Annotated in this window: 27 protein-coding genes; 12 read left to right on the top strand and 15 right to left on the bottom strand. The window is 39.4% G+C overall.

The window, feature by feature from the left end:
* Positions 1-9: 9 nt before the first annotated feature.
* The 3 genes from ACKTS5_RS01595 to ACKTS5_RS01585 are packed head-to-tail and all read right to left on the bottom strand — an operon-like array spanning position 10 to position 2521.
* The gene (locus ACKTS5_RS01595) at positions 10-354 is read right to left on the bottom strand and encodes a hypothetical protein (RefSeq protein ID WP_408042076.1); all 345 of its coding nucleotides are present in this window, start codon (positions 352-354) and stop codon (positions 10-12) included.
* A gap of 51 nt (positions 355-405) precedes the next feature.
* On the bottom strand, positions 406-2091 hold the full coding sequence (gene recJ, locus ACKTS5_RS01590; protein ID WP_408042075.1) for a single-stranded-DNA-specific exonuclease RecJ: 1686 nt from the start codon (positions 2089-2091) through the stop codon (positions 406-408).
* A 4-nt stretch (positions 2092-2095) separates the two neighbouring features.
* The gene (locus tag ACKTS5_RS01585; protein ID WP_408042074.1) at positions 2096-2521 is read right to left on the bottom strand and encodes an OsmC family protein; all 426 of its coding nucleotides are present in this window, start codon (positions 2519-2521) and stop codon (positions 2096-2098) included.
* A gap of 120 nt (positions 2522-2641) precedes the next feature.
* On the opposite strand from ACKTS5_RS01585, the gene ACKTS5_RS01580 reads away from it, so the two are divergent.
* A complete protein-coding gene (locus ACKTS5_RS01580; protein WP_408042073.1) occupies positions 2642-3232 on the top strand; it encodes a carboxymuconolactone decarboxylase family protein in 591 nt (196 codons plus the stop codon).
* Between the two features lie 211 nt (positions 3233-3443).
* Entirely contained in the window at positions 3444-4439 is a 996-nt protein-coding gene (locus ACKTS5_RS01575) for a helix-turn-helix domain-containing protein (protein ID WP_408042072.1), read from the top strand.
* Between the two features lie 35 nt (positions 4440-4474).
* Here ACKTS5_RS01575 and mscL read toward each other — a convergent pair whose 3' ends face one another.
* The 3 genes from mscL to ACKTS5_RS01560 are packed head-to-tail and all read right to left on the bottom strand — an operon-like array spanning position 4475 to position 6633.
* A complete protein-coding gene (gene mscL / locus ACKTS5_RS01570; protein WP_408042291.1) occupies positions 4475-4879 on the bottom strand; it encodes a large-conductance mechanosensitive channel protein MscL in 405 nt (134 codons plus the stop codon).
* Positions 4880-4931: 52 nt separating this feature from the next.
* Entirely contained in the window at positions 4932-6032 is a 1101-nt protein-coding gene (gene alr, locus ACKTS5_RS01565) for an alanine racemase (RefSeq protein ID WP_408042071.1), read from the bottom strand.
* Positions 6025-6633 (bottom strand): thymidine kinase, encoded by a 609-nt coding sequence (locus ACKTS5_RS01560; protein ID WP_408042070.1) that lies wholly within the window; start codon positions 6631-6633, stop codon positions 6025-6027. Before ACKTS5_RS01560 ends, alr begins: the two co-directional genes overlap by 8 nt.
* Before the next feature lie 101 nt (positions 6634-6734).
* Between ACKTS5_RS01560 and ACKTS5_RS01555 the strand changes: the two genes are divergently transcribed.
* The 3 genes from ACKTS5_RS01555 to ACKTS5_RS01545 are packed head-to-tail and all read left to right on the top strand — an operon-like array spanning position 6735 to position 9586.
* Positions 6735-7874 (top strand): hypothetical protein, encoded by a 1140-nt coding sequence (locus ACKTS5_RS01555; RefSeq protein WP_408042069.1) that lies wholly within the window; start codon positions 6735-6737, stop codon positions 7872-7874.
* Positions 7875-7925: 51 nt separating this feature from the next.
* Positions 7926-8534 (top strand): DUF4254 domain-containing protein, encoded by a 609-nt coding sequence (locus tag ACKTS5_RS01550; RefSeq protein ID WP_408042290.1) that lies wholly within the window; start codon positions 7926-7928, stop codon positions 8532-8534.
* 5 nt (positions 8535-8539) lie between these two features.
* On the top strand, positions 8540-9586 hold the full coding sequence (locus ACKTS5_RS01545; RefSeq protein ID WP_408042068.1) for a glycosyltransferase family 9 protein: 1047 nt from the start codon (positions 8540-8542) through the stop codon (positions 9584-9586).
* Positions 9587-9746: 160 nt separating this feature from the next.
* Here the strand turns inward: ACKTS5_RS01545 and infB are convergent, their stop codons facing one another.
* The 3 genes from infB to rimP all read right to left on the bottom strand — a co-directional run bounded on the left by infB (position 9747) and on the right by rimP (position 14590).
* Positions 9747-12737: a translation initiation factor IF-2 gene (gene infB / locus ACKTS5_RS01540; protein ID WP_408042067.1), complete on the bottom strand. Its 2991-nt coding sequence runs from the start codon at positions 12735-12737 to the stop codon at positions 9747-9749.
* Positions 12738-12858: 121 nt separating this feature from the next.
* The gene (nusA, locus tag ACKTS5_RS01535) at positions 12859-14115 is read right to left on the bottom strand and encodes a transcription termination factor NusA (protein ID WP_408042066.1); all 1257 of its coding nucleotides are present in this window, start codon (positions 14113-14115) and stop codon (positions 12859-12861) included.
* Between the two features lie 13 nt (positions 14116-14128).
* Positions 14129-14590: a ribosome assembly cofactor RimP gene (gene rimP / locus ACKTS5_RS01530; RefSeq protein ID WP_408042065.1), complete on the bottom strand. Its 462-nt coding sequence runs from the start codon at positions 14588-14590 to the stop codon at positions 14129-14131.
* Positions 14591-14745: 155 nt separating this feature from the next.
* On the opposite strand from rimP, the gene ACKTS5_RS01525 reads away from it, so the two are divergent.
* Positions 14746-15573, top strand: a complete 828-nt coding sequence (locus tag ACKTS5_RS01525; protein ID WP_408042064.1) for a universal stress protein — start codon at positions 14746-14748, stop codon at positions 15571-15573.
* A gap of 47 nt (positions 15574-15620) precedes the next feature.
* Here the strand turns inward: ACKTS5_RS01525 and ACKTS5_RS01520 are convergent, their stop codons facing one another.
* A complete protein-coding gene (locus ACKTS5_RS01520; protein ID WP_408042063.1) occupies positions 15621-15950 on the bottom strand; it encodes a YegP family protein in 330 nt (109 codons plus the stop codon).
* A 303-nt stretch (positions 15951-16253) separates the two neighbouring features.
* Here ACKTS5_RS01520 and ACKTS5_RS01515 point away from each other — a divergent pair, with 303 nt between their 5' ends.
* The 3 genes from ACKTS5_RS01515 (at position 16254) to ACKTS5_RS01505 (ending at position 19062) form a co-directional block, all read left to right on the top strand.
* Positions 16254-17405 carry an SPFH domain-containing protein gene (locus tag ACKTS5_RS01515; RefSeq protein WP_408042062.1) on the top strand — a complete coding sequence of 384 codons (1152 nt, stop codon included), beginning with the start codon at positions 16254-16256 and terminating at the stop codon, positions 17403-17405.
* 61 nt (positions 17406-17466) lie between these two features.
* Positions 17467-18567: a DNA helicase PriA gene (locus tag ACKTS5_RS01510; protein ID WP_408042061.1), complete on the top strand. Its 1101-nt coding sequence runs from the start codon at positions 17467-17469 to the stop codon at positions 18565-18567.
* Positions 18568-18699: 132 nt separating this feature from the next.
* Positions 18700-19062 (top strand): DUF2200 domain-containing protein, encoded by a 363-nt coding sequence (locus ACKTS5_RS01505; RefSeq protein ID WP_408042060.1) that lies wholly within the window; start codon positions 18700-18702, stop codon positions 19060-19062.
* Here the strand turns inward: ACKTS5_RS01505 and ACKTS5_RS01500 are convergent.
* Complete coding sequence (locus ACKTS5_RS01500) at positions 19059-19601, bottom strand: STM3941 family protein (protein WP_408042059.1); 543 nt, start codon at positions 19599-19601, stop codon at positions 19059-19061. The genes ACKTS5_RS01505 and ACKTS5_RS01500 overlap by 4 nt on opposite strands.
* Positions 19602-20057: 456 nt before the next feature.
* On the opposite strand from ACKTS5_RS01500, the gene ACKTS5_RS01495 reads away from it, so the two are divergent.
* On the top strand, positions 20058-20489 hold the full coding sequence (locus tag ACKTS5_RS01495) for a hypothetical protein (protein ID WP_408042058.1): 432 nt from the start codon (positions 20058-20060) through the stop codon (positions 20487-20489).
* 10 nt (positions 20490-20499) lie between these two features.
* Positions 20500-21639, top strand: coding sequence for a tetratricopeptide repeat protein (locus tag ACKTS5_RS01490; RefSeq protein WP_408042057.1), 1140 nt, complete (start codon positions 20500-20502; stop codon positions 21637-21639).
* A gap of 87 nt (positions 21640-21726) precedes the next feature.
* On the opposite strand, the gene ACKTS5_RS01485 is transcribed toward ACKTS5_RS01490, so the two are convergent.
* The 4 genes from ACKTS5_RS01485 to ACKTS5_RS01470 form a co-directional block, all read right to left on the bottom strand.
* The gene (locus ACKTS5_RS01485; protein ID WP_408042056.1) at positions 21727-22662 is read right to left on the bottom strand and encodes a hypothetical protein; all 936 of its coding nucleotides are present in this window, start codon (positions 22660-22662) and stop codon (positions 21727-21729) included.
* 6 nt (positions 22663-22668) lie between these two features.
* Positions 22669-23169, bottom strand: coding sequence for a hypothetical protein (locus ACKTS5_RS01480; RefSeq protein ID WP_408042055.1), 501 nt, complete (start codon positions 23167-23169; stop codon positions 22669-22671).
* A 233-nt stretch (positions 23170-23402) separates the two neighbouring features.
* A complete protein-coding gene (locus tag ACKTS5_RS01475) occupies positions 23403-24146 on the bottom strand; it encodes a hypothetical protein (protein WP_408042054.1) in 744 nt (247 codons plus the stop codon).
* Positions 24147-24207: 61 nt separating this feature from the next.
* On the bottom strand, positions 24208-24507 hold the full coding sequence (locus tag ACKTS5_RS01470; protein ID WP_408042053.1) for a hypothetical protein: 300 nt from the start codon (positions 24505-24507) through the stop codon (positions 24208-24210).
* Between the two features lie 189 nt (positions 24508-24696).
* Between ACKTS5_RS01470 and ACKTS5_RS01465 the strand changes: the two genes are divergently transcribed.
* Positions 24697-25275, top strand: coding sequence for an RDD family protein (locus ACKTS5_RS01465; protein WP_408042052.1), 579 nt, complete (start codon positions 24697-24699; stop codon positions 25273-25275).
* Positions 25276-25326 lie beyond the last annotated feature (51 nt).

Raw genomic sequence — 25326 nt, 5'->3', positions numbered from 1 at the left:
AGCCTCTTTTTAATTTTTACACAAGTCGTTTAAGTAATTGTTCATTCGGATTTGAAACAAGGTACCTCGCAATAAATCTTCAATCTGCCCCAGCTCTTCGTAATTTACCGCCATGCTCACCTTATCGGAAGGAGTCTGCAACAATACAGACCTACAATCTCCTGACAACTCACAGCTCTTACAAGGTTTCTGCATTTTGGCATCACATACCTTGTCTATAAAAAACTCAATTTCTTCGGTAGTCAAATGAAAACCGGTATCCCTAAATATAATTTGTGTTAGGTTCGATTTTACCTGTTTCCATCGAAAAGAAATCCCTATTGTGTTATCATATATTTTATAAATACTGTCCATAAGCAAGAAATTATGGAGCAAATATAATTAATTTAGAATTAATCTAAATAACTATTGTAAATCTTTTAACACTAATTGCAAACTCGTATATCCATTCCATGTATTCTCATCTAAAGAATACACGATGTCAAAATCATTTTCTACCAATTCCATCTTGGCTCCCAATCCAAAACCTATAGCTCCATAAGTTTTGCGATCAGCACCGTACAAAATGTTTAGCTTAAGGTGCGACTTATCTGCTCCAACTTGTTTCCCATAGCCGTTATCGCGCACATTCTTGGTCAGAAAAACAGGTTTCATATTCATAGGACCAAAAGGTCCCATTTGCTTGAGTATGCGATAGAATTTCGGACTGATATCCGGCAATTCCATCGGTGCATCGATCACAATCTCCGGCACGAGTAACCCAGGGTCGATAGTCGCTTTGACTACTTCTTCAAATTTGGCTTTAAACTTCGGATACTGTTCTGGGAGTAAGGTTAACCCTGCAGCGTACTTATGACCTCCAAACTGTTCGATGTGTTCTGCGCATGCCTCGAGAGCATTGTACACATCGAATCCTTTTACCGAACGCGCAGAGGCAGCTAATTTTTCACCGCTCTTGGTAAACACTAAAGTTGGGCGATAATAGGTTTCTGTCAAACGCGAAGCGACGATTCCGATAACCCCCTTGTGCCAACTTTCATCGTATACTACGGTTGTAAATTGCGCTTCCTCGTTATTCTCGACGATCTGATCGAGGGCTTCCTGAGTAATAGATCGGTCGAGGTCTTTGCGATCACTATTAAACTTTTCAATCCCGGCCGCTTCTAATTTTGCCTGTTCAAAATCGTACTCTGTCAGTAAACTCACAGCAAAGTTTCCGTGGCGCATTCGTCCGGCAGCATTAATTCTAGGAGCAATGGTAAATACGACATCGGTAATGGTCAATTCTTTTTTTTCCAACTGATGGATCAACGCTTTGATTCCATTTCTAGGCGACGTATTAATAACGTCTAACCCGATGGCTGCTAGCACTCTATTTTCTCCTGTAATTGGAACTATATCAGCAGCCACAGCTGTGGCTACCAGATCTAAATACGGAATCAGCGTTTCTATTGCGTTCCCCTTTACAAAATTGAGCGCTTGTATCAATTTAAACCCAACCCCACAACCGCAGAGTTCTTTATAGGGATAGGCGCAATCTTCACGTTTGGGGTTTAGCACTGCATACGCTGCTGGAATTTCCGGCCCTGGCTTATGGTGATCACAAATAATAAAGTCAATGCCTTTTTCCTTGGCATAGGCTACTTTATCAATTGCTTTGATACCACAGTCCAATGCTATGATCAACCCAAAATCGTTATCATCGGCGAAATCAATTCCTTTATAAGACACTCCATAACCTTCAGCATAGCGATCTGGGATATAGGTTGCCACATTAGGATACTCCTCTCGTAAATAAGACGACATCAACGCTACGGAAGTGGTTCCATCCACATCGTAATCACCGTATACCAAAATGTTCTCATTGGCTGCGACCGCCTGCTGGATACGCTCCACAGCACGGTCCATATCCTTCATGAGAAAAGGATCGTGGAGATTGGCAATATTGGGACGGAAAAAGGCTTTTGCCTCTTCAAAAGTGCTGATACCACGTTGAACTAATAAACTCGCCAAAACACGATCTATTCCTAATTCATTTGCTAAAGAGTGTACCTGTTCATTATCAGGTTTAGGCTTTAAGGTCCAACGCATTTAGTTAATTTTTATGGTAGTGAATGGATGTTTTAACGGTTGCGAACTTGCGAAACATTTCCATAACACCACAGTATTTATCAATAGAAAGCTGTACTGCTTTTTCTATTTTATCTTCTTTTAAATCGGCACCTGTGAAATGGTACTCAACATGTACGGTATGGTAATACTTAGGGTGTTCTTCTGTCAATTCACCGGTTACCACCATTTTAAAATCAGCGAGGTCTACACGCATTTTTTTCAAAAGCGAAACCACGTCCAAACCAGAGCAACCTGCCAAAGACGACAGCATCATGGCTTTGGGTCCCAAACCGCTATTGTTCCCTCCATTTTCTTCAGAGGTATCGATGGTTACTTGATGTCCGCTAGGATTGTCAGAAATAAACTGCATATTTTCTTGCCAAGTAGTTGTTACTATGTGTTGTGCCATAATTTATTTATTTTTGTTACTCTTGTAATTTAAAGTAAGATTATTCGACTTTTCTCAGAATAGTTTTCAAAACAAACTTACAGCAAAAAAACATCAATAAAAACTAAAATGTAATCAACTATGCCATTAGTAACTCCACTACCATCAGACCACGATTTGGAAACGCAAGAACTCGCAAAATTCTTTAATGAAACGCTAGGTTTTTGCCCAAATTCAGTACTTACTATGCAACGCCGTCCCGCCATTTCAAAAGCGTTTATCAATTTAAACAAAGCGGTAATGGCCAATGAAGGACGAGTTACTTCTGCCTTAAAGAGAATGATTGCCTGGGTTTCTAGTAACGCTACGGGGTGTCGTTACTGTCAAGCACATGCCATCCGTGCAGCGGAGCGCTATGGTGCCGAGCAAGAGCAATTAGATAATATTTGGGAATACAAAACCCATCCTGCATTTAGTGATGCTGAGCGCGCAGCCTTGGATTTTTCACTGGCAGCCAGTCAAGTTCCTAACATGGTCGACGCGGCTATTAAAGAAGAATTGTACAAGCACTGGGACGAAGGAGAAATTGTAGAAATGTTAGGAGTAATTTCGCTATTTGGATACCTAAACCGTTGGAATGACTCTATGGGAACCAGTATCGAAGAAGGTGCCGTAGATAGCGGTGAACAATACCTCGGAAAACACGGCTGGAATAAAGGAAAACATATCTAAATTTTTTCTTATATTAGAGCAAAACAAAAGTCTTCTCTCTGCATAGAGAAGACTTTCTTTTAACCTTAAATAGATGCCCCCCACAGTTCACCTAAACTAAGTCTCAACAGCAAATTAAAAAAGATTTAAACAATAGGTAATTGCAAATAGTGCAAAAAGAAGAAATGCCTTTTGCAGTTTTTAAGTCGGAGAACACTATTTAAGGAACTATATGGGTATAGAAAAAGATAAACTCTTTAACGTCATCAAGCAGAACCTGCCTGAAAACGTACTTTTTACTGAGGAAATAGCGGATGCATTAGATCTGAGTTACGACGCTTCTTATCGACGCATCAAAGGAAAGACCTCGCTGACCTTTGAAGAAGCCATCAAATTGGCAAAACACTACAAAATATCACTAAATGAACTGTATGATTTACCGGCGACGAATTCGTTATTAATTAATAGGAAAAATTACAAAAACAGCATAGACGGACTCATTGCCTTTTACCGAGAGCTCTCGGTGTATGCACAATCATTTACACCGACCAACAAGTCAGAGCTGTTCTATTCCGCTAAAGACATTCCGTTCTATCACGTAAAAACAGACGACTTATACTGGCGCTTTCGCCTTTATGTATACCTAAATTTTTCCGAAATTGGACATCAACGAGAGAAGATCGCTTTTCACAAATTTTTTCCGAAGTTAACCGCCATTGAAGAGGCCAACAAGTTTCGCTCCATCTTCGAACAAATTAACATTACGGATATTTGGAGTGACACCACGATCAACACTTCTTTATATCAGATATTTTATTTTTACAGAACCAAACTTTTAGCTAAAGAAGAGGCCTTGTTACTGTGCAACGAGATCGGAACGATCATTAAAAACATCGAACACCATGCTACCCTTGCTCGAAAGCAGTCGAAGAAAGTACATTTTAGGCTGTATCACAGTAAATTACTGAACCTAAATCACGCTATTTTCTTAAAAAACGACCACAGAATGGGCTTGCTAATGCCTTACAATTCCTTTTCGCATATCAAAATTGAGGACAGCAATATCTGTAAGGAAGTAGAAGAACAATTACAGAAGCAACTGCAGCTAGCCAAAAAGATTGCCGCAGACACCGAGGTAGACAGAAAGCTGTTTTTTACAGCTATGCACGACAAAGTTGAACAGCTAAAAAGGGAAATTAGCTCAAAACTACTGATTTCATTCTTTTAAAAAAGAAACCTTGAGGAATTCCTCAAGGTTTTTTTCTATTGCTTTTTTAATAGGTCTCTAATTTCTGCGAGTAAATCTTCTTGTGAAGGTCCTTTAGGTGCCGCTGGGGCAGGTTCTTCTTTTTTCTTCAACGCATTGATCGATTTTACGATGATAAACATCACAAAAGCGACGATGATAAAATCGATGACATTGGTCAAGAACTCTCCGTATAACACAGATACTTCACCTACGACCTCACCTTTGTCATTGGCAACGCCATCTTTAATGACTAATTTCAGGTCTTTAAAGTCTGCATTAAACAATAATCCTACTAAAGGTGAGACAATTCCTTTGGTAAAAGACGCCACTACTTTGTTAAAAGCAGCTCCCATCACAAAGGCAACGGCAATATCTACCAAATTACCTTTCATGGCAAAGTCTTTAAACTCTTTGAGCATTCCCATATTTTTGATTTTTAAGTTAAATTGATCTCTAAAATAGCAAAAAAAGTTAGAACTTCACCACTCTCTCAACTCGTTGAGAAATTGCAGTAAGCACTTCGTAGGGGATGGTCTCTGATTTGTGAGCCATGTATTCAACGTGCTGTTGATGATTGAAAATGACAACTTCATCTCCTTCTTTACACTCGATATCCGTGACATCGACCATAATCATATCCATACAAACATTTCCAATAATCGGTGCCGGTTTATTATTGATAAACACAAAACCATTCTTATTTCCCAATCGCCTTGAAATTCCATCGGCATGACCAATCGGCACTGTAGCACTCCTGGTAGCTCTGCTAGCTACAAAAGCACGGTTGTACCCCACAGTTTCTCCGGGCTCAACCTGGTGAATTTGCGAAATAATCGATTTTAGATTGTGCGTATTTTTTAAGTGCTTGGTTTCTTGAGGATCATTTGCAAAGCCGTATAGCCCGATTCCAACGCGCACCATATCAAATTGTGCCTTTGCGTAGTTTACGACTCCTGAAGTATTGAGTATATGAATCATCGGCTCATACCCTAAATGGGTATAGAGTTGCTTAACGATATATGCAAAATTATTAATTTGCCCTACAGTAAACTCTTGCTCTCTAGGGTCCTCACTCGCTGCTAGGTGCGAAAATACAGACTGTACCTTAACGTTGTTTGACTGTTTAATAGCTGCGATCAAAGTAGGTACATCGGTATGCCAAAACCCTAACCTATTCAGTCCGGTATTGAACTTAATATGAATAGGATAGTTCATTAAAGGACGTTCATCAGCCAATTTTAAAAAGGCATCGAAAATTTTAAAATTATACAAATTCGGTTCCAATCGATGGGCTACGATAGCTTCCAAATTGGGAATTTGCGGATGCAACACTAAAATGGGCGTTTCTATGCCTGCCTCACGTAAAGCAATTCCTTCTTGTGCATAGGCAACTGCGAAATAATCGACCTGATCTTTAACGATTTTCGCGACTTCTACCCCATCGCTTCCATATCCAAATGCCTTAACTACGGCCAATAATTTGGTATTTTCCGCTAACTTCTTCTTAAAGAAATTGAGGTTGTGCAACAGTGCTTTTGCATCTATTTCTAAAACGGTTACATGCTTATTCATGAGGTTCTTCGTTTGCTGGATTGGCGTCTTTCATCGCTTTAAAATAAGCCGCTCTACTCAGTGGTTCGTATTCTTGGGTCTCTCCTAACAGTACTAAATCATCACTTTCTGATTTTCTAAAACTGTAATGTGCTAAGTTCCCTGTACGGGTACATACGGCATGTACTTTGGTAACGTATTCGGCAGTTGCCATTAAAGCGGGCATAGGACCAAAAGGGTTCCCTTTAAAATCCATATCTAAGCCAGCGACAATTACGCGAATTCCCCTATTGGCTAAATCGTTACAAACCGCTACAATCTCATCGTCAAAAAACTGAGCCTCATCAATTCCTACCACATCTACGTTGTTTGCCAATAGCAAAATATTAGAAGATGCCGGAACTGGTGTTGACCGAATGCGAGTTGCATTGTGTGATACTACCTCTTCATCATCGTAGCGCGTATCCACCGCAGGTTTAAAAATCTCTACGCGTTGTTTTGCGTATTGAGCTCTTCGCAATCTCCTAATAAGTTCTTCAGTTTTCCCCGAAAACATTGAGCCGCAAATTACTTCTATCCACCCAAATTGTTCTGTATGATTTACTGTATTTTCAAGAAACATTTTGTAATTTTAAGCTCTAAATATTAATATTTGTTTTACTTTCGAACAGGAAACAAATTTATTAAAAATTAGGAGGAAAACTTAAAAACGCAGGACAACTTATGCACAAAAAATTAGCAGGAGAATTAACCAGTTTAGCTCACAGGATCTTACAAATGAAAAACAAAGAGGATGTGATTTTGTTAAAACAAAAGGCTTATGAGGTTTATGAAAAGTTAACTGTATTAGCCTATGTAGAAGAGTATCTTAACACCACTCCTCAGGCCAAAGAAACCAAAGAAGAACTCCTTGAAAAAATATCCAATGCTGAGTCATTGCGTCAGCTTGCGATGACCGAAGCTCCTGAGCATACACCTAGTATCCCAGCGAGCCCAGCACCTACCGAAACAGTTAGTGAACAAGTCTCAGAAACAGCTGATGAAACCAGCACACAAAGTACTCCTACTACCGTATCGGAACCTGAAGTTGCCACAGAAACATCAGCAACGTCTTCCGTAAATAATCAAGAAAACGTAGTGGAAGAAGTGGTAAAAGAGGAGGTACTAGAAACCCCTATAGAAGCAGTTCAAACAGCCGTGGAAGAAGTGGAGCTCGCAACATCACCACATGCTCCGGAGCCGGAAAACAAAATCGTCGAAAATACATCAATTGAAGAGGCCACGGCAACGCAGCAGGACCTCGTGAAAGACACTTCTTCTGCTACAGCCACCACCGCTACGGAGGAAGCTAGCAAGCATGAAGATATTCAATTTGAACGCATCACAGAAGCTCCTAAACAGGCAGTGGAAGTGCCGGTAACTCCTCCTGTTGTAGAGGAAATCACGGAGCAACCTTTTGACGAATTAGAACAACTCCTCTCTGGAGAACCAACAGAAGAAAAAAACGATGTCAAGGATGTAGGCGAACGTAAAACTCCTACTTTAGAAGACGAGCTTCAAGACACCTTACCCGTTGATGTTATGGCTAATTTATTTGAAAAAGTACCGCCTAAAAAATCGTTAAACGACCATTTGCAAAGTACCATTCAAATTGGTCTTAATGATCGCATCGCTTTTGTAAAACACTTATTTGAAGGAAGCCAGAACGACTTTAACAGAGTGATATCACAACTCAACACCATCAAAACGGAAAAGGAAGCTAAAAGGTTTCTCAACAAGTTAGTAAAACCTGACTACGACTGGACAGACAAGGAAGAATACGAAGCTAGGCTTATTGAAATCATCGAACGTCGCTTTGCGTAAGCATGTAAAATTTATGTAGTACCTTTACCTTTTTAAAAGTGTACTTAAATGATGTTTACAGAAAAAGCAAATGCAATTTTTCAGGAGGTGATCGACACCTACCATATCAAAGATGATGTTTACCAAAGTTTTACCAATAAATACGATAAGGAAAACGATTTAATTGCTCATTTGCTCTACAGAAAGTGTTGGATTGACACCGTTCAATGGCATTATGAAGATATTATTCGCGATCCGAATATCGATCCTGTTGCTGCCCTTGACTTAAAGCGTAAAATCGATGCTTCTAACCAAGACCGTACCGATATGGTGGAGTATATTGATGCTTATTTTCTGGACCTATACAAAGAGGTGAACACGAAAAAAGATGCAAGCATCAATACTGAAAGTCCAGCATGGGGAATTGATAGGCTCTCAATTTTAGCCTTAAAAATTTACCATATGAATGAAGAAGCTACGCGCAGCGATGCTTCCGATGAACACCGTGCTGCTTGTCAGAAAAAACTAGACGTACTCTTAGAGCAACGCGTTGACTTATCAACAGCGATTGATACCTTACTGAACGATATCGCCGCAGGTGATAAGTATATGAAAGTGTACAAGCAAATGAAAATGTACAATGACGATGAATTAAACCCAGTATTGCGATCTCAAAAATAACTTATTTGAAAACAAACCCAAAACACCTACTCGTCATACGTTTATCCGCTATGGGTGACGTTGCGATGACCGTCCCCGTATTGCAAGCGTTTCTAAACCAGCACCCAAAAGTAAAAGTCACCGTGTTGACTCGTGCCTTTTTTGCCCCGTTCTTTGAACACCTACCGAGCGTAACCGTGGTTACTCCTGATTTAAAAGAACGACATAAGGGAGCTATTGGACTGTACCGATTATACCAAGAATTACGCCCTTTACAATTCGACGCCGTCGCTGACTTGCACAATGTTTTGAGGTCAAAGATTTTGAGAAAGTACTTTGCCTTAGGAGGAATTCCTGCTGTTAAACTAGACAAAGGACGTTCGGAAAAAAAAGAATTGGTCAAAGCGGATCCTAATAAAACTCTTAAGAATTTAAAGAGCATGCACGAGCGCTACGCAGATGTTTTTAGATCTTTAGGATTCACCCTCGATTTCAGCCAAACATATAGCGTTCCCAAACTCGCGATTCCTCAATTGAAGTTTACAATCAATTCAGATAAACCTATCATAGGTATCGCTCCATTTGCAGCTTACGAGAGTAAGTCGTTACCTGTTCCCGTGCTCAAGCGTTTGCTCCATGTACTAAATGCGAACGTAGCTGGAACCATCGTATTATTTGGTGGGGGTACAGAAGAAAAAATAATACTCGACGGTATTGCAAAGGGATTTGACAATGTACATTCAGCTGTCGGAATCATGACATTTAAGGAAGAATTAGCCTTAATATCGAACCTTTCTTTGATGCTAGCCATGGACTCTGGTAACGGGCATTTAGCGGCCATGTACGGCGTTCCTGTCATTACTATTTGGGGACTCACGCATCCTTGCTTAGGTTTTGCCCCTTTCCGACAAGAAGAAGAACTACAATTCACACCCAATTTGGATGAATATCCACTTATACCGACTTCAGTTTACGGAAAAGACTATCCTGCAAACTACTTAAATTGCTTTAACAGCATTTCTTTGAACAGCATTGTTCAAAAAGTCAGTGAACTAACAGCAAAGAAAGCTTAGAACTCGGGTTTATCAACATAAGATTACAGCATAAAAAACCAGCAAAAGGTATCTTTTGCTGGTTTTTTTTGTCCTCGTACGCTATAACGACTGCCATAAAAAGGACATAAAAAAAGCGCTTTTCAAAAGAAAAGCGCTTTTTACTATAAGTATATATCGATTACTTAAGTTTTTTCTTAACGGCAACTTCCGTGTAAGCTTCAATTGTATCTCCTTCTTGGATATCGTTATATCCTTTAATTTGAAGACCACAATCGTATCCTTTTGTAACTTCTTTTACATCGTCTTTAAAACGTTTCAATGAAGTTAACACGCCATCGTGTACTACGATACCATCTCTAATGATACGTACTTTAGCATCACGGGTAATTTTACCTGTCATAACCATACATCCGGCGATATTTCCAACCTTAGAAATCTTATAAACCTCACGGATTTCAACATTTCCAAGTACTTCTTCTTTCATCTCTGGTGACAACATTCCTTCCATGGCATCTTTCAAGTCATTGATAGCGTCATAGATGATAGAGTACGTTCGGATATCAACTTCTTCCTTATCTGCAACCATACGTGCATTTCCTTGCGGACGAACGTTAAATCCAACAATAATTGCATTTGAAGCTGTTGCTAATAATACATCCGACTCAGTAATAGCTCCAACACCTTTGTGTAGGATATTTACTTGAATTTCTTCTGTTGACAACTTCTGGAACGAATCTGTTAAGGCCTCTACTGAACCATCCACATCTCCTTTTAAGATAATGTTCAATTCTTTGAAGTCTCCTAAAGCGATACGACGACCAATTTCTGCAAGTGTTAACGTCTTTTGCGTACGTACTGATTGTTCTCTTTGTAATTGTGAACGTTTTGCTGCAATTTGCTTCGCTTCACGTTCGTCATCAAATACATTGAACTTATCACCTGCCTGTGGCGCTCCGTCAAGACCTAAAATCGAAACTGGTGTTGAAGGTCCTGCCTCTTTCACTTTATTACCGCGTTCGTCAAACATGGCACGTACTTTACCAGAGTGTTTTCCGGCAAGTAAGTAATCACCGATACGTAAAGTACCTGCTTGAACGAGGATGGTAGAAACGTATCCTCTACCTTTATCCAACTGTGCTTCTACCACAGTACCTAAGGCATTTTTATTTGGATTTGCTTTGAGTTCTAATACTTCGGCCTCTAACAATACTTTTTCCAACAATTCATCAACACCTTGTCCTGTTTTAGCAGAAATCTCTTGAGATTGGATATTACCACCCCAATCCTCTACCAATAAGTTCATGGCAGAAAGTTGTGTTTTAATATTGTCTGGGTTCGCGTTTGGCTTATCAATTTTGTTGATAGCGAAGATAATTGGCACATCTGCAGCTTGTGCGTGTGCAATTGCTTCTTTTGTTTGTGGCATTACATCGTCATCCGCTGCAATTACAATAATTACTAAATCGGTAACCTGTGCACCACGAGCACGCATTGCGGTAAAGGCCTCGTGACCAGGAGTATCTAAGAAAGCGATTTTTTGTCCGTCTTCAAGCGTTACTCCGTACGCACCGATGTGCTGTGTAATTCCTCCACTTTCTCCTGCAATTACATTGGCTTTACGCACGTAATCCAAGAGCGATGTTTTACCGTGATCAACGTGTCCCATTACAGTAATAATTGGAGCACGTCCTAGTAAATCTTCTGGTTTATCTTCAACTTCTTCAATCGACTCTTCTACTTCTGCTCCTACGAATTCAACCTTGTAGTTAAACTCTTCTGCTACGATTTGAAGTGTTTCAGCATCCAGACGTTGGTTCATGGTTACCATCATACCCAACATCATACAAGCAGAGATAATGTCCGTTACTGGTTTGTCCATCATGGTCGCTACCTCACTTACGGTAACGAATTCAGTAACTTTTAATACTTTGCTTTCTTCTTGTTGTGCACGCAATTCCGCTTCCGCTTGTTGACGGTGTTGATCACGCTTATCACGACGGTATTTAGCACCTTTCCCTTTGTTAGATTTTCCTTGAAGCTTTTCAAGTGTTTCTCTAACTTGTTTTTGGATTTCTGCTTCTGTCAATTCTTCTTTTTGAACAACAGGGCGTCTTCCTCGTTGACCTCCACGGTGATTTCCACCTGGACGGTTTCCACCTTGGCGATTTCCTCCTGGGCGGTTGTTATTTCCTCCTGGGCGTCCACCTCCTTGGCGGTTGTTATTATTACCACCTTGACGGTTATTTCCTTGTCCTTGATTACGCTGGTTATTGTTATTATTTCCAGCACCAGGTTTGCTTATACGCTTACGTTTTCTCTTGTCGTTATTATCGTCTTTCGCGTCTGGCTTTTTCTTCTTAGGGCGCTCAAATTGTTTTAAATCAATTTTCTGACCTGTAATTTTAGGACCGTCTAACTTTTTGTATTGGGTCTTGATTTTCTCAGCGTTCTGAGGAGTTACCTCTGCGCTTTTCTCTGTTTGTTTCGGCTTCGCATCCTGTTTGCGGTTGCGTTGCGTATGACTCTGCTCTACAGCCTTGTCAATAGTTGTTTTGGTTGGCTGTTCTGGCCTAGTAATATCTTTCTTCACTTCAGGCTTTTTATTTTCAACTGACTTCTTCACTTCTTGAGCAGCAACAGGTGCAGCTTTTGGTTTCTCCTCTACGGGCTTTACATCGAGCTCTTTCTTAGGTTCCTCAACCACAGGAGCTTCTTTCACCACTTCTGGTTCCGTTGCTTTCTCCACCGGTTTCGGTGCTTCTGGCGCAGGTGTTTCTTGCACAGGCTTTTCTACTTCGACCTCTTTTCCGGTTTCGATGTTGATTTTACCTACCGTTTTTAATTCTAATTTCGCTGCTTTGGCTTTTAAAATTTCTTGCTTTTTAGCTTCTTCCTCTAAACGCTTCTTTTCTTGCTCTGCCTCTAATTGCTGACGAATTGCTTCTTTCTCTTTTCTCTTTTCTTCACTTACTTCTTTAGATGCAACTCGTTTAGACTTATCTGTTTGGAATCCATCAAGCAGTACTTGATACTCCGAATCAGAGATCTTAGTTGTAGGACGAGCCTCCACCTCATAACCATTCTTAGCTAAGTGTTCTACAGCTCTGTCTAAAGAAATGTTTAGTTCTCTTAAAACCTTGTTTAGTCTTAATTTTTTGCCTTCAGCCATAAATTATTTTATACTTTATATTAAAGAACACACTTTACAAACACATTGTAGTTATGTTCTTTTTCTCGCTTCGTTAGGTTTTGTTTGCTTACAAACTAGGCTTCCTAACTCCTATATCTAATTAGTCCTCAAACTCTTCTCTCAGAATTCTCTGAACTTCTAAAATAGTCTCTTCTTCTAGGTCTGTACGCTGTACTAACATCGACACGTCTTTTTCTAATACGCTCTTTGCAGTATCCAATCCTATTTTCTTAAACTCTTCGATTACCCAAGCTTCGATTTCATCAGAGAATTCTGTCAATTCAACATCTTCTTCTTCGATTCCTTCGCGTTGTACATCAATTTCGTATCCTGTTAACTCGCTCGCCAAACGGATATTTACACCGGCACGACCGATAGCTTTCGATACTTCTTCTGGTTTAAGAAGAACATTTACACGACCTTTTTTACCGTTCTTTTCTTCCTCAAACTTTTCAATATCAACAGAAATCACCTTTGCTGGACTCAATGCTCTTGCTATGAATAAGTTTTCATTTTTAGTAAAGTTGATTACATCGATATTTTCGTTCCCTAACTCGCGAACAATTCCGTGAATACGAGAACCTTTAACACCGACACAAGCTCCTACAGGATCGATACGATCATCGTATGAATCCACAGCAATCTTTGCTTTATCACCTGGAATACGCGCAACACCTTCAATGGTAATTAACCCGTCAAAAACTTCAGGAATTTCTTGCTCAAACAACTTCACTAAGAACTTAGGAGCCGTTCTTGACAAAATGATTGCAGGCTTATTACCTCTGAGTTCAACAGACTTAATTACTCCTCTTACCGTATCTCCTTTTCTAAAGAAATCCGAACGAATTTGCTCGCTCTTTGGCAATACGATTTCATTTCCTTCATCATCTAACAAAATCACTGCATTGTGACGAATGTGATGTACTTCAGCACTGTAAATATCTCCTTCAAGATCTTTGAACTGCTTGAAGATATTAGTACTATCGTGCTCGTGAATCTTAGATATTAAATTTTGACGTAACGCCAAAATAGCTCTTCTTCCCAAATCGACCAATTTCACTTCTTCCGATACATCTTCTCCAATTTCGAAATCAGGCTCAATTTTTCTAGCTTCAGATAATTCAATTTCTTCGTTATCGTCTTCAGAAAACCCGTCGGCAACTACCACACGGTTTCTCCATATCTCCAAATCCCCTTTGTCTGGATTGATGATAATATCAAAATTCTCATCAGAACCAAATCTACGTTTTAAAGCGGCTCTAAACACCTCCTCTAAAATCGACATCAAGGTTACCCTATCGATACTTTTGTAATCCTTAAACTCTGAAAACGATTCGATTAACGCAATATTTTCCATCTCATTATCTTAATTAAAATATAATCTTCACTTTTGCTTCTTTTATGTCTCCATAGGTCAAGGTCGCTGTTTTTTCGACAGTGTGTTTTCCTTTCCCTACAGGTTTCGGTTCTCTAGCTTTCCACTTCAAAGTAATCTCTTCATCAGTAGCACTTACCAAAGTTCCTTCGAATTCTTCTTCGGCAGTTTTCACCTTTAGAATTCTATTGATATTTTTCACATATTGACGCTTCAACTGCAGTGGATGCGCAATATCTGGAGTGGTAACTTCCAAGGCAAAATCTTCCTCTTCTCTATCTAAATTGTGTTCGATATTTCTGCTTATGCGCACGCATTCACTCAAGGGAACACCTGAATCACCATCGACAATCACCTTAATCTTATTATTAGCAAGAAACTGTAAATCAATCAAAAACAATGATTCATTCTCCTGTAACGCTTCTTCCAATAATTCTTTTACTCTCTCTTGATTCATTTTAGGTATAAAAAGAGGGGACTGACGTCCCCTTCATTACTAACTCGTTTAAATTCACTGCAAATATACTAACTTATTCCTGAATATACAAGTAGCTTCCCTGTAATTTATTTCGTATATTTAAAGGGTTACTCTCTTTTAAATTCCAAAATCTTATGAACAAAATCCTCATCCCAGTAGACTTTTCAAAACATTCGCAATACGCCTGTGTTTTGGCCGCTAAAATTGCTAAAAAATCCAATAGTGAAGTGCACCTTCTTCACATGGTTGAACTACCACGTGGGATCGTTGATATGGGAGCTGGAAGTAATTTCAGTATTCCCGAAAGTATGTTGTACATTCGAAAGGTTAGAGATAAGCTCATCGACCTCAAAAACCAGTATTTCAACACTTTTGACGATATTCAACACGCCATCAGATTTCAGAACCCTTATGAAGGAATCAGAGATTACGCAAAAAAAATCAGTGCTGACCTCATCGTAATGGGATCCAAAGGACAAACCGCCCTGGAAGAAATCCTAATTGGGTCAAACACGGAAAAAACAGTGAGAAGCTTAGACATTCCGACCTTGGTAACCAAAAAAGAGGACGCCAACTTTAAGTTTGAAAAACTGGTTTTCGCCTCTACTTTTGAAAACGACGAAGCGAAGGCCCTAGAAGGTTTTCTGGAGTTTGCCAAAAACTTTGAATCGGAATTGTACTTCTTGAAAATCAACACACCTCAAAAATTTGAAAGCACTTCGAGTTCACGAAAGAAAGTCGCGGATTTTATTGCTAAATACGACATCGACAACTACGCTATTCGGGTGTATAATGACAATACGGTAGAAGAGGGAATACTAAACTTTTCTGAAGAAGAAAATGTAGACATGATTGCCCTGGCTACCCACGGACGAAGTGGTCTCTCCCGTTTCTTTAACGGAAGTGTATCACTCAACCTGTCCAAAAACGTGCTCAAACCGGTATTGACCTTTAGGGTATAAAAAAAGCAAGTCTTCCGACTTGCTTTTTTTTATACTTTGGTTTTTCACTACTCAATTTCCACTACTGCAGCTTCTGGAGCATTTTTCTTAACCGATTCAATCCCATTATCTCTTGCATCTTCAGAAGCATACATTTGACTCGAACCAATTACTTGACCGTTGCTCGCCTTAAGATTGAAGTAAGGCTTACCACTTTTCGACTCTAGACGATCAAAACGAGCGTCATTTGGAGCATTTTTCTTTACCGATTCGATACCATTTACACACCCTGCTTTAGCAGCGTATCCTTCACTTGCAAGAATCACTTGACCATTTCCTGCCTTTAAGCGAAATCTAAATTCAGCACTAGCATCTTTGTAAATCTCAAATTTTCCCATATGTTCTTAATTTTAAACGTTTTTATTAATTTCTTACTTTCTCATGCCCTTTCTCCCAAGGCGACAGAAGTTCGTTGCTTCTATACCTCTGACCCTTGATTTTTTAAAAAGTCACATTTCACAGTAATTACGTTTAAAGCTACGAAAAAACATCAAAACAAGCAATCCATTACATATTGTAATAGAAAACAAAGACTCAATCGACATTGTTCCTCAGGTCACTTCCTAGATATTTTAACAATTCGTGTAACTAATTGCTCTTCACAAATACTTATATTGTGTACGCAAAAAAAATGTGCAGACATGGATATATTTAACGAAATCAAAAAAAAACTCAGTCATGAATTCATTGACATCATTGAATGGCTTGACGACACTAAAGACACCCTTGTATATCGCTTTGAGCGCTATCAAAATGAAATAAAAAACGGGGCACAACTCATCGTGAGAGAAGGTCAGATGGCAGTTTTTGTCAATGAAGGCCAGATTGCTGACGTTTTCAGCCCTGGAACCTATGTACTCAACACACAAAACCTCCCTATCCTCACTACGCTAAAAGGATGGAAATACGGATTTAACAGTCCATTTAAAGCCGAAGTATATTTTGTGAGTACTCGCATGTTTACAGACGAAAAATGGGGCACTAAAAATCCAGTAACCTTAAATGACGACCGCTTCGGTTTTGTGGAAATTAGAGCTTTTGGAACCTATGCTTTTAAAATCAACGATGCGGGAAAATTTATCAAGGACATCGTAGGAACAGATAGCAGATTTACGAGTTACGAAATTAACGAGCACTTAAAAAGTTTGATTTCCACTCGTTTTACCGACACTATTGGTGAGGCCAATTTACCTATAGAATTATACGCGGCGAACACCAACGAACTTTCGGATACCTGCCTAGAAGTACTGCAACCCGAGTTTGAATCGGTAGGAATTTCTTTAGAGCGATTTTTTATTGAAAATGTTTCCATGCCTGAAGAGCTGAAAAAAGAGATTTTCGAATACAGCAGATTAAACAAAATCGACTTAGACAAACTCAGCAAATTCAAAGCAGCAAAGGCCATGGAAATTGCGGCAGCCAATGAATCAGGTACCGCAGGTGCAGGCATGGGCATGGGTATGGGATTTGCGATGGCACAGCAAATGGGAAATATTTACAACCAGCAACCACAGCAAACGGCACCTACCAGCAACACACAACATCCAGGAGCACCAGCAGGAGGAGCAACTCCTCCACCAATTCCGACACCTACACAGTACTACTATGCCGTAAACGGACAGCAGGCTGGACCGGTAGCATTTGAAAATTTAAAAGCACTTTTTGCGGCAAGAACCATCAATGCCAACACCCTCGTGTGGAAGCAAGGGATGCCAAACTGGTCGAGTTTAAATACGGTTCCTGAACTACAGAGTTTACTTGGAACAATACCACCTCCTTTGCCAAATATTTAATCAAGACGACAACAAAACACCTTTCTCCTCTTCAGGAGAAAGGTTGCTATGATCATCATATATGAACCCAGAAACTATTAAGCGTTCCGAGCAAAAAAAACCTTGCATCAATTGCGGCGCGGAACTTACCTACAAACCCGGATCATCAGAAGTTAGTTGTGAGTATTGTGGTTATGAAGAAACCATAGAAGAGACGAGTACTTTCGAAGAACTCGAACTGTACCCCTATCTCGAAAAGATGGGATCCCAATCGCACACCCAAGAAATTAGCATGCTGCACTGTAAAAGCTGCGGTGCCAATCAACATATTGAAGAAAACTACAAATCACTGCATTGTGTGTATTGTAGCCAACCTTTGATTATTGAAGATGCGCACAACGAAGAATGGATACTCCCTGGAGCAGTTCTTCCTTTCCAGCTCGACCAACAAAAGTCGTATCAGGTATTCAAAAAATGGGTTAACGGGCTTTGGTTTGCTCCGAACAACCTCAAAAAAGCAGCCCTAGACCCTCAAAGAACCAAAGGACTTTACGTTCCCTATTGGACCTTCGACGCCCAATTATACGCACGCTATCGCGGAGAACAAGGAACCTACTACTACGAAACAGAACACTATACCACCACTGAAAACGGAAAAAGCGTTTCCAAAACAAGACAGGTACGAAAAACCCGATGGCGCTCCGCCTCTGGAAACGTAAATGGCTTTGTTGACGACACGCTTATCAGTGCCTCAAAACAACGCAATAATCAAATTCCTGAGAAAATTGCTCATTGGAATTTAAAGGCATTGGTTCCGTTCAATTCAAAATACTTAGCAGGTTACATCACAGAAAAGTACACCTTGCCACTTACTGACGGACATCGAAAGTCAAAAAATGAAGCAGAGCGCATCGCCACGCGATGGGCAAAGCAAGACATTGGAGGAGACACGCAGCGCGTACATCAAATTGACGTACAGTTATCGGAAGAAACCTTCAAGCACATCCTCTTACCTGTCTTCATTTCGTCGTATCAATACAACGGTCAGTCGTACAAATTTTTTATTAACGGTCAAACGGGAGCGATTTCAGGAAAGCGCCCTTATTCCTTCTGGAAAATTTTCTTTGCGGTCTTACTCGGATTGCTAATCATTGCCCTAATTGTAGTCTTTTCCAAAAACTAATAGCTAAGAGCCCAAAATACTTTTGGGCTTTTACTACAGCCAGTCCCCCATTTTATTTTGTTGTTCCTTCCCCACTAACCTTTTAGCAAACTCGTATAATTTCAGTATCTTGGAGTTTTAAAAACAACTCTTATGAAATCAACCAGTCATCACGATGAACGCATTGCTCAAATGACCTTTGCCTCAGTATATCCTCATTACGTGAGCAAAGTAGAAAAGAAGGGAAAAACCAAAGCGGAACTGCATCGTGTTATTCTTTGGCTCACAGGATTTACAGAAGAAGAACTACAAAACACCATTGACCAAAAACTGAGCTTTCGCGAGTTCTTCGAAAAGGCCAACCTGCATCCTAATAGTTCAAAAATAACGGGGGTTATTTGCGGATATCGCGTAGAAGAAATTCAGAATCCACTTACCCAAAAAGCGCGTTATTTAGACAAACTAGTAGACGAGCTTGCACGTGGTAAAAAAATTGAAAATATACTCAGGTCTTAGGACCTAATATTAGCCATGGTCTTATAAGTTCTCAGGCCTTTATTGAGAGCCAAGTACAACTCGTCAAACTCAATTTGAAGTGCCTGTGACGATATAGGAACAGGCGTCCCATAAAGGCGTTGGTTTAACTGCAAGGACTTTCGTTTCAAAACGTTCGACACTTTTGCTATATAATTATCTGGATTTTTTAAAACACAGAGGACAAACTTCTGATTTTCTTTCTCTAATTTCTTAAATTCAACGATATCAGACCAACGGATCAACCCTAAAGACAAGCCACTGGAATTATCATTTACTCCTTTATCGCTGATCACTAATCCCATTTTGGGATCCACCAATTTCTGGATACAAATTGCTGCTATTAACCCGAAAAAAATAAGTCCGGCCCACCCTATTGTTAGCACTAAATAGACATTTCCGATAATAGTACTCGACAGCTCAGGTTTTTCAACCAACAACCCCATACTCAACAGTACTAAGGTCAAAGCTCCTATCAATAGTATTGTTAACTTTCTTTTACTCAATGGAATTTCTTTCATACTTTCCTAATCATTTTTAACTATTAGACGATTTTTAGAACCGCTTGTTACGACTCGCCAAATTGCCCAACAAATTCATTTCCTATTTCACGATGACCAAGGCCTGTAGCCATCGAATAGCAGTATCAATCCAAAAACCATTCCGCAATGAAAAGAAACTTGGTCTTTGTCTTCATAATCCCCAACTTTAAGATTGTTTTAGCTTAAAAAACACGTTTGTTGTTCGTATTCCAGCCCTGCGCACAATCAGCAGGTAAAAGAGGAGCACTATGTACCAAAATCACTAATTCAAAACCCTCCTTTTGATATCCAAGATGACGATTACTTCGCTTAAGAAAGCTCTCAAAACAACTCAACAAGTACCGTTAATTGGCTTAAACTAAACGAAGTCCACCCATCAATAACTCCAGATATTTTTGTACCTTTAAGCCAAGCTATAAAACTGAAAAAGAAACTATGAATATTGCGTACTCATCAGAAACTCTTATTGCTGAATTTTATCGTTCCGTTGACTTGATTCCACATATAGGCCAACAACGACTGCTTCAATTAGAAAGAACCCTTTCAAAGGTCTCTGATGAAATTATTGTCGATAGCTTAGTGTACATAACCAACAACACCGACCGAAATCTACCTTATACGGATCAATTTTACTTTTGCAGATTAATTTCCTTACGATCTCCAAAAACCACTCGGAATCTCAGTCCTTTAATGGAATCACTGATAGCCAACTGGGATCCTAGTGTTTATGAGCTTGTCAAGTGGATACGACAACAATTTAGCGAGTCTGAAATCAAAATTACTCTCGCCTACCTAGAACAAAAAATCACTACAAAAAATACCCTAACAAAGTTAGCCACCTTTAACCGATGGCTAGCAATACCTTAAACTATACACTATGAAAAAATTATTAGTAACGGTAGCTTTTGCTCTGGCAACCGCGGTTAGCCATGGGCAGGAAGCCATTGAAAAAAAACTAGAAACCCTGTACGACCAATCGGAATACGATGAACTTATCACCTATGAAAAAGACTCATTACATTTAAGCAACAAGTCTTTATACTTGGTTGGGATGGGGCATTTCATGAAAGAAAACAATGAGAAATGCCTGTATTTTATGAATACAATTCTTGCGAAAGACAGCACGTATGCGAATGCTTATTACATCAAGGGAATCACTTACAACTTCATGGGAACTCCTCAAAAAGGAGTACCTCTACTAGAGAAAGCCATTGAACTCGACGACCAAAACTCCCATTACTACGTGGGTCTTGGCGATAATCACTACGCTTCTAATAATTTTGATCAGGCGCTGGCTGCTTATGAAAAGGCAATTACGTTAAAGCCACTGCAACCGAGAGCATTTAGTATAATTCCTCTTATTTATCATCAAAAAAACGAATCTAAAAAGGCATTAACGGCCTACTATAAAGCACGAAACATCATTGATAAAAACAGTCAAGAATACCTACAGATTGCCTATAATATCGGATTGTTAGAACAGCTCGCTGAAAATTATGACCCAGCGGAATCTTCTTTTAAAGAAGTTCTGGAACGTGCGCCTAACGACTTTGAAACCGTTGCGAAACTCGTACAAATTCACTTTGCTAAAAAAGAATACCAGCAAGCAGCCACCTATAAAAAACAACTGTACAACGCATATAAAGAAGGAGTTTTACAAGGAACTAATATTGAAACTATGTTTTGTTTTGATCAATTTAAATGGCAAGACAAACACATCATGGCCTATGAAAAATTTGCGGAACCAGACGATTCTGGTTCCTTGTTTACCAAACACCTCTTCTACATAAAAGATAGCGATGGAAATATTGAATCGAGAATTCAAACGGAACACTCCTTTGCAGTTTCCATGATTAAAGGAGCTAAATACGTTTTAGGAATGAATAAAGGAAAAACACATTATACCTTTTTTGAAGCTACGTTTCCCGAAAAAGTAGACTATGTAAAACTCAAAAAAGCAGTAATTGACGTGCTTGAGGGAAAAATCAAGTCCAGTTCATCTTCTACTAAAAATTAATCAAAAAAGACCGTAAAAACGGTCTTTTTTGTTCGTTTAATCTTAAACACAGCCACTTTTTCAAGTAGCCATTATATGTCTTTATTATTATTTTGCCTTAATGGTTTTAGCCAGTTCTTGAAACAAGATTAGATCTTCCTTAAAGTCCTTCCTAGAAAAGCCTTGCACTAGCACAAAGGTTGCCCCCACCTTTACGGACTCTGCAAAAAACAACACGTCACTACCTTTCATTTTTCCTTGTAACACTGTAGTATACCCCTCCAAACCATTTACAGGATCCGTACTTTCACTCACAACCTTTGCATCTGACCAACCTTTTCCTTCCAAGCTACTCAATACAGAAGTTACAGCATTCTTAGGGTTTGTAGATCCTGATATAGGAATGGTCATGACCATAACCATCGGATGATCACCACCGATATTTTCGAGTTTCCCTTGCTTACTATACAACCATACTGGACCTGCTTTCTTCGCAAATTGCAACGCTGTTTGTGAATCGTCTAATTCAAACAACAGATTTTGGAAAGGGTCAACTTTTAGTTCTTTTTGATAGGTTATACTTAAGAGTCCTGCTTTTATCCCATTGATAACCTTTTCATCGTTTGTATTCATGAGCGCCATCGCCAACACGCTGAAACTGTCATCACCAAAAACCAAAGCCATTGATTTTATATCTTTCGTCATGTACACCCATTTCGCATCGAATCCCTCATGTTTAAAATCTTTGTACTCCAAGATGGTTAATCCTCCTTTTTCCAATGCTTGTTTCGTAAATTTCGCAGCGTTCGAATCAAAGCTCCCTCCATCTAAATCCATAATCTGAATCGTTCCAACCTCGTTGTTTACGAGTCCAGAAAAACTACTGCTTATCTGAAACCCGCTTGGAGGAGTGATAAACACCTTTGTTCCGGGAATGTTTAGTTGTTTTCCTCCAGTAGTCACAGTGTCTTGTGACCAAATTGCGACGCTCATTACCATAGCAATACATGTTAATGCTAGGGTCCTCAAATTGCTTCTATTCATCTATAATTACTTAAATTTCCTTTCAATAAAAATTCTTAATTGCTGCTTTTGTTTTCTCTCGATTAGCTTTTCCATAAGCCGCAGCCTTCCTAGGTAACGTTTGTTTTTATTATACACATCGAGGGCGTACTCAACGCCTGCCATTGCACAATCAACAACGCTGCTAGCTTTTTTATGCAACAAACTATATCGGGTCCATCCTTGCATAAAGGCCATTAGGATTTCGGGCTTGTCAAGTGGAATAAGTCCCTCCTTGATCTGTATCATTACGGTAGGGCTACCTGACATCCAACGCAAAAGAAAGTTTTGAACTTTTTTACGTTCCTCTTTTTCTTCTCCAAAAGTAGTTTGTTGTAACCAATCAATGCATTGGACGACGAGTTTTTCTGTATTTATATAATCGTCATGCGATTCCAAGGTCAAGTTTTGAGGAATGACAAGGTCCTGAGCTCGTAGAGCTAGACTTACCGTGAGAAATAAACACAGGGCAATTAGTTTCTTTTTCATAATCAATAGCGTACATGTACTGCTGAAATGTTCCATTCATACAGCACCTTAAAAGTTCTCAAAGATACACAAACCCACGATACTACAATTTCTCATTCAGTACCTTGACTAATTGCTACCTAAAAAATGCCCTGCTGTGAAATCGTAGTCTTTTCTTATCGTACAGCCTCTAGACCTATCGATACAAATAACGGCGTTTGCACTTCCCCGTAAAATCGCATCAGAACTTTCCATTATTCAGCCCCTTCAATGTGCCGTAAAATCTCAAAAGTGCTAGGATCCTCACGCAACACCTTCACAACTAAAGTATCTCCTTCGAAACACCTACCAGCACTCCGATCCATGACTACCGAATTCGCAAAGTACTTTTCATTAACCCAATAAGTAAAATTCAACTTTTGGGTTGTTCCCATATAGCTGGTATTATAAATTAAATCGACATCCGAAACAACTGCCTTTACCACAACTGTTTCTTCCAATAAAAACTTAAAATAGCCGGTTTTCCAAAGTCCAACAATGGCCATCAATACCAAAACAACGGTAACGAACACTCCCTTTTTTATTTGGTGCTTTTTCTCTTGAAGTTGGGTTTTACGATAGTTCTTTTTCCACTCAACTAGGCGTTCTTTTTCCTTTTCCTTATTACGCAGCGTTAGCTTTTCAAAAAAATCTCGACAACGTTCTGACTCTTCCTGGTCTAAAAGACTATGTAAATGAAAATAAAAATCCTCTACACTCGAATTTTCAATACCATCGAATTGAGGATTTGTATAATCATCGAAATGCAAGCTATACCCACTGGAAGAATATCCCAAGATCAATGATTGATACACGGGCTTTAGCCCCACCTTATACACAATAAAATTAAACGAAGGTACTTCTTGAATACTTGATAGCAACGAACGAATTTCTTCGACATTACTCACTGGAACCATCTCATCTCGAAATTCATACAATAAACGAACATGGACAATCATCACAACAACTTTTTTACAAAGATAGGTATTGAAGGCCGACTACCATCGCCCCTATTACTCTTTATTGGATAAGGGCAGCATAGAACACCCAAACGATGAATAAGGCGTGCCCTACTGCGGATACGTAGTATTTCACATCTTTTGCTTCCCCTTTGAGTCTACTAAAAAAAAGCATGGCTATTCCAACCATTAGAAACAGGTTGGTCAGCCCAGAAATCAGGATACTATTTACGGTCGATTGTGAGGCTTCACAAGTAAAACTCCCCAACTTTAGCAGGCAGCCAAAACTAAGCAAGTTGACTCCCAGTAACGCCATAAAAAAACGGAAAGACCAGTTTTTGAAATAAAAAGTTTCTTTCATAGATTTTCTTCTTCTCTTCTAAATATCACTACATCCTTGAATTCTCCTCAAAAATACCGCTTTACAAAGCGAAGCCCAACTGGGAACTCTTAAAATTCTCTTAATAATACTGTTAAACTTCAAGTTAGGTCTACTTTCAAATAACCCCATGAGTACTTATCTTCGCTCTTGAATACAATTGCTCGTCTTATGAAAATTACCAATACCAAATTTCCTCAATTCCAACTTGCCAGCGAAGAGCATCGAGGAGAAAACTTTGCCCTCGACCTTTTTTGGTCATCTCTTTTGGCGCTTAGCGTGCTTCTTATCACGTATCAGAATCTCTTCTTAGCCATAGGGATATTCTATCTTGTCAGATTTTGCTATTACCTACTGTTGGAATACTTTTTAGGACAGACCTTAGGTAAACTTCAAACGCAAAGTACTGTTGTAAACAGGCAAGGAAGTCGCCCATCCTTACGACAACTATGTCTCCGCAATTTACTTCGTTTTATCAGTCTCTTTTCTGCAGTTTCAGACAATGAACGAGCGATACATGACTATTATTCAGACACCTTTGTAATTCACAGCTCAACCGTCTCTAAACGCAATATCAAAACTTGGACAGCACTATTGGCTACCTTACTCATCAACGGGTATTTTTTTTACTACGTTTACCAAAAACCAAACAAACAGCATTACGACTTGTTCTTACTATTACTACTTGCTGTAATTCCTGTAACCACCTTCATTCAGCTCATAAGAAAAAGAAGAAAGAACCGGAAATAACCCCCTGTATTTCAGTAGCTCAAAATATAAACGTATATTACCAGAAATTAA

It is taken from the genome of Tenacibaculum litopenaei (assembly GCF_964514025.1).
GTDB lineage: Bacteria > Bacteroidota > Bacteroidia > Flavobacteriales > Flavobacteriaceae > Polaribacter > Polaribacter litopenaei.
This window is presented reverse-complemented; position numbering and strand designations above follow the sequence as displayed.

What these genes read in the sequence shown, in the direction of transcription:
- ACKTS5_RS01595 (WP_408042076.1), bottom strand. Translation starts at nt 354, where the DNA reads ATGGACAGTATTTATAAAATATATGATAACACAATAGGGATTTCTTTT.
- recJ (WP_408042075.1), bottom strand. Translation starts at nt 2,091, where the DNA reads ATGCGTTGGACCTTAAAGCCTAAACCTGATAATGAACAGGTACACTCT.
- ACKTS5_RS01585 (WP_408042074.1), bottom strand. Translation starts at nt 2,521, where the DNA reads ATGGCACAACACATAGTAACAACTACTTGGCAAGAAAATATGCAGTTT.
- ACKTS5_RS01580 (WP_408042073.1), top strand. Translation starts at nt 2,642, where the DNA reads ATGCCATTAGTAACTCCACTACCATCAGACCACGATTTGGAAACGCAA.
- ACKTS5_RS01575 (WP_408042072.1), top strand. Translation starts at nt 3,444, where the DNA reads ATGGGTATAGAAAAAGATAAACTCTTTAACGTCATCAAGCAGAACCTG.
- mscL (WP_408042291.1), bottom strand. Translation starts at nt 4,879, where the DNA reads ATGCTCAAAGAGTTTAAAGACTTTGCCATGAAAGGTAATTTGGTAGAT.
- alr (WP_408042071.1), bottom strand. Translation starts at nt 6,032, where the DNA reads ATGAATAAGCATGTAACCGTTTTAGAAATAGATGCAAAAGCACTGTTG.
- ACKTS5_RS01560 (WP_408042070.1), bottom strand. Translation starts at nt 6,633, where the DNA reads ATGTTTCTTGAAAATACAGTAAATCATACAGAACAATTTGGGTGGATA.
- ACKTS5_RS01555 (WP_408042069.1), top strand. Translation starts at nt 6,735, where the DNA reads ATGCACAAAAAATTAGCAGGAGAATTAACCAGTTTAGCTCACAGGATC.
- ACKTS5_RS01550 (WP_408042290.1), top strand. Translation starts at nt 7,926, where the DNA reads ATGTTTACAGAAAAAGCAAATGCAATTTTTCAGGAGGTGATCGACACC.
- infB (WP_408042067.1), bottom strand. Translation starts at nt 12,737, where the DNA reads ATGGCTGAAGGCAAAAAATTAAGACTAAACAAGGTTTTAAGAGAACTA.
- nusA (WP_408042066.1), bottom strand. Translation starts at nt 14,115, where the DNA reads ATGGAAAATATTGCGTTAATCGAATCGTTTTCAGAGTTTAAGGATTAC.
- rimP (WP_408042065.1), bottom strand. Translation starts at nt 14,590, where the DNA reads ATGAATCAAGAGAGAGTAAAAGAATTATTGGAAGAAGCGTTACAGGAG.
- ACKTS5_RS01525 (WP_408042064.1), top strand. Translation starts at nt 14,746, where the DNA reads ATGAACAAAATCCTCATCCCAGTAGACTTTTCAAAACATTCGCAATAC.
- ACKTS5_RS01520 (WP_408042063.1), bottom strand. Translation starts at nt 15,950, where the DNA reads ATGGGAAAATTTGAGATTTACAAAGATGCTAGTGCTGAATTTAGATTT.
- ACKTS5_RS01515 (WP_408042062.1), top strand. Translation starts at nt 16,254, where the DNA reads ATGGATATATTTAACGAAATCAAAAAAAAACTCAGTCATGAATTCATT.
- ACKTS5_RS01510 (WP_408042061.1), top strand. Translation starts at nt 17,467, where the DNA reads ATGAACCCAGAAACTATTAAGCGTTCCGAGCAAAAAAAACCTTGCATC.
- ACKTS5_RS01505 (WP_408042060.1), top strand. Translation starts at nt 18,700, where the DNA reads ATGAAATCAACCAGTCATCACGATGAACGCATTGCTCAAATGACCTTT.
- ACKTS5_RS01500 (WP_408042059.1), bottom strand. Translation starts at nt 19,601, where the DNA reads ATGAAAGAAATTCCATTGAGTAAAAGAAAGTTAACAATACTATTGATA.
- ACKTS5_RS01495 (WP_408042058.1), top strand. Translation starts at nt 20,058, where the DNA reads ATGAATATTGCGTACTCATCAGAAACTCTTATTGCTGAATTTTATCGT.
- ACKTS5_RS01490 (WP_408042057.1), top strand. Translation starts at nt 20,500, where the DNA reads ATGAAAAAATTATTAGTAACGGTAGCTTTTGCTCTGGCAACCGCGGTT.
- ACKTS5_RS01485 (WP_408042056.1), bottom strand. Translation starts at nt 22,662, where the DNA reads ATGAATAGAAGCAATTTGAGGACCCTAGCATTAACATGTATTGCTATG.
- ACKTS5_RS01480 (WP_408042055.1), bottom strand. Translation starts at nt 23,169, where the DNA reads ATGAAAAAGAAACTAATTGCCCTGTGTTTATTTCTCACGGTAAGTCTA.
- ACKTS5_RS01475 (WP_408042054.1), bottom strand. Translation starts at nt 24,146, where the DNA reads ATGATTGTCCATGTTCGTTTATTGTATGAATTTCGAGATGAGATGGTT.
- ACKTS5_RS01470 (WP_408042053.1), bottom strand. Translation starts at nt 24,507, where the DNA reads ATGAAAGAAACTTTTTATTTCAAAAACTGGTCTTTCCGTTTTTTTATG.
- ACKTS5_RS01465 (WP_408042052.1), top strand. Translation starts at nt 24,697, where the DNA reads ATGAAAATTACCAATACCAAATTTCCTCAATTCCAACTTGCCAGCGAA.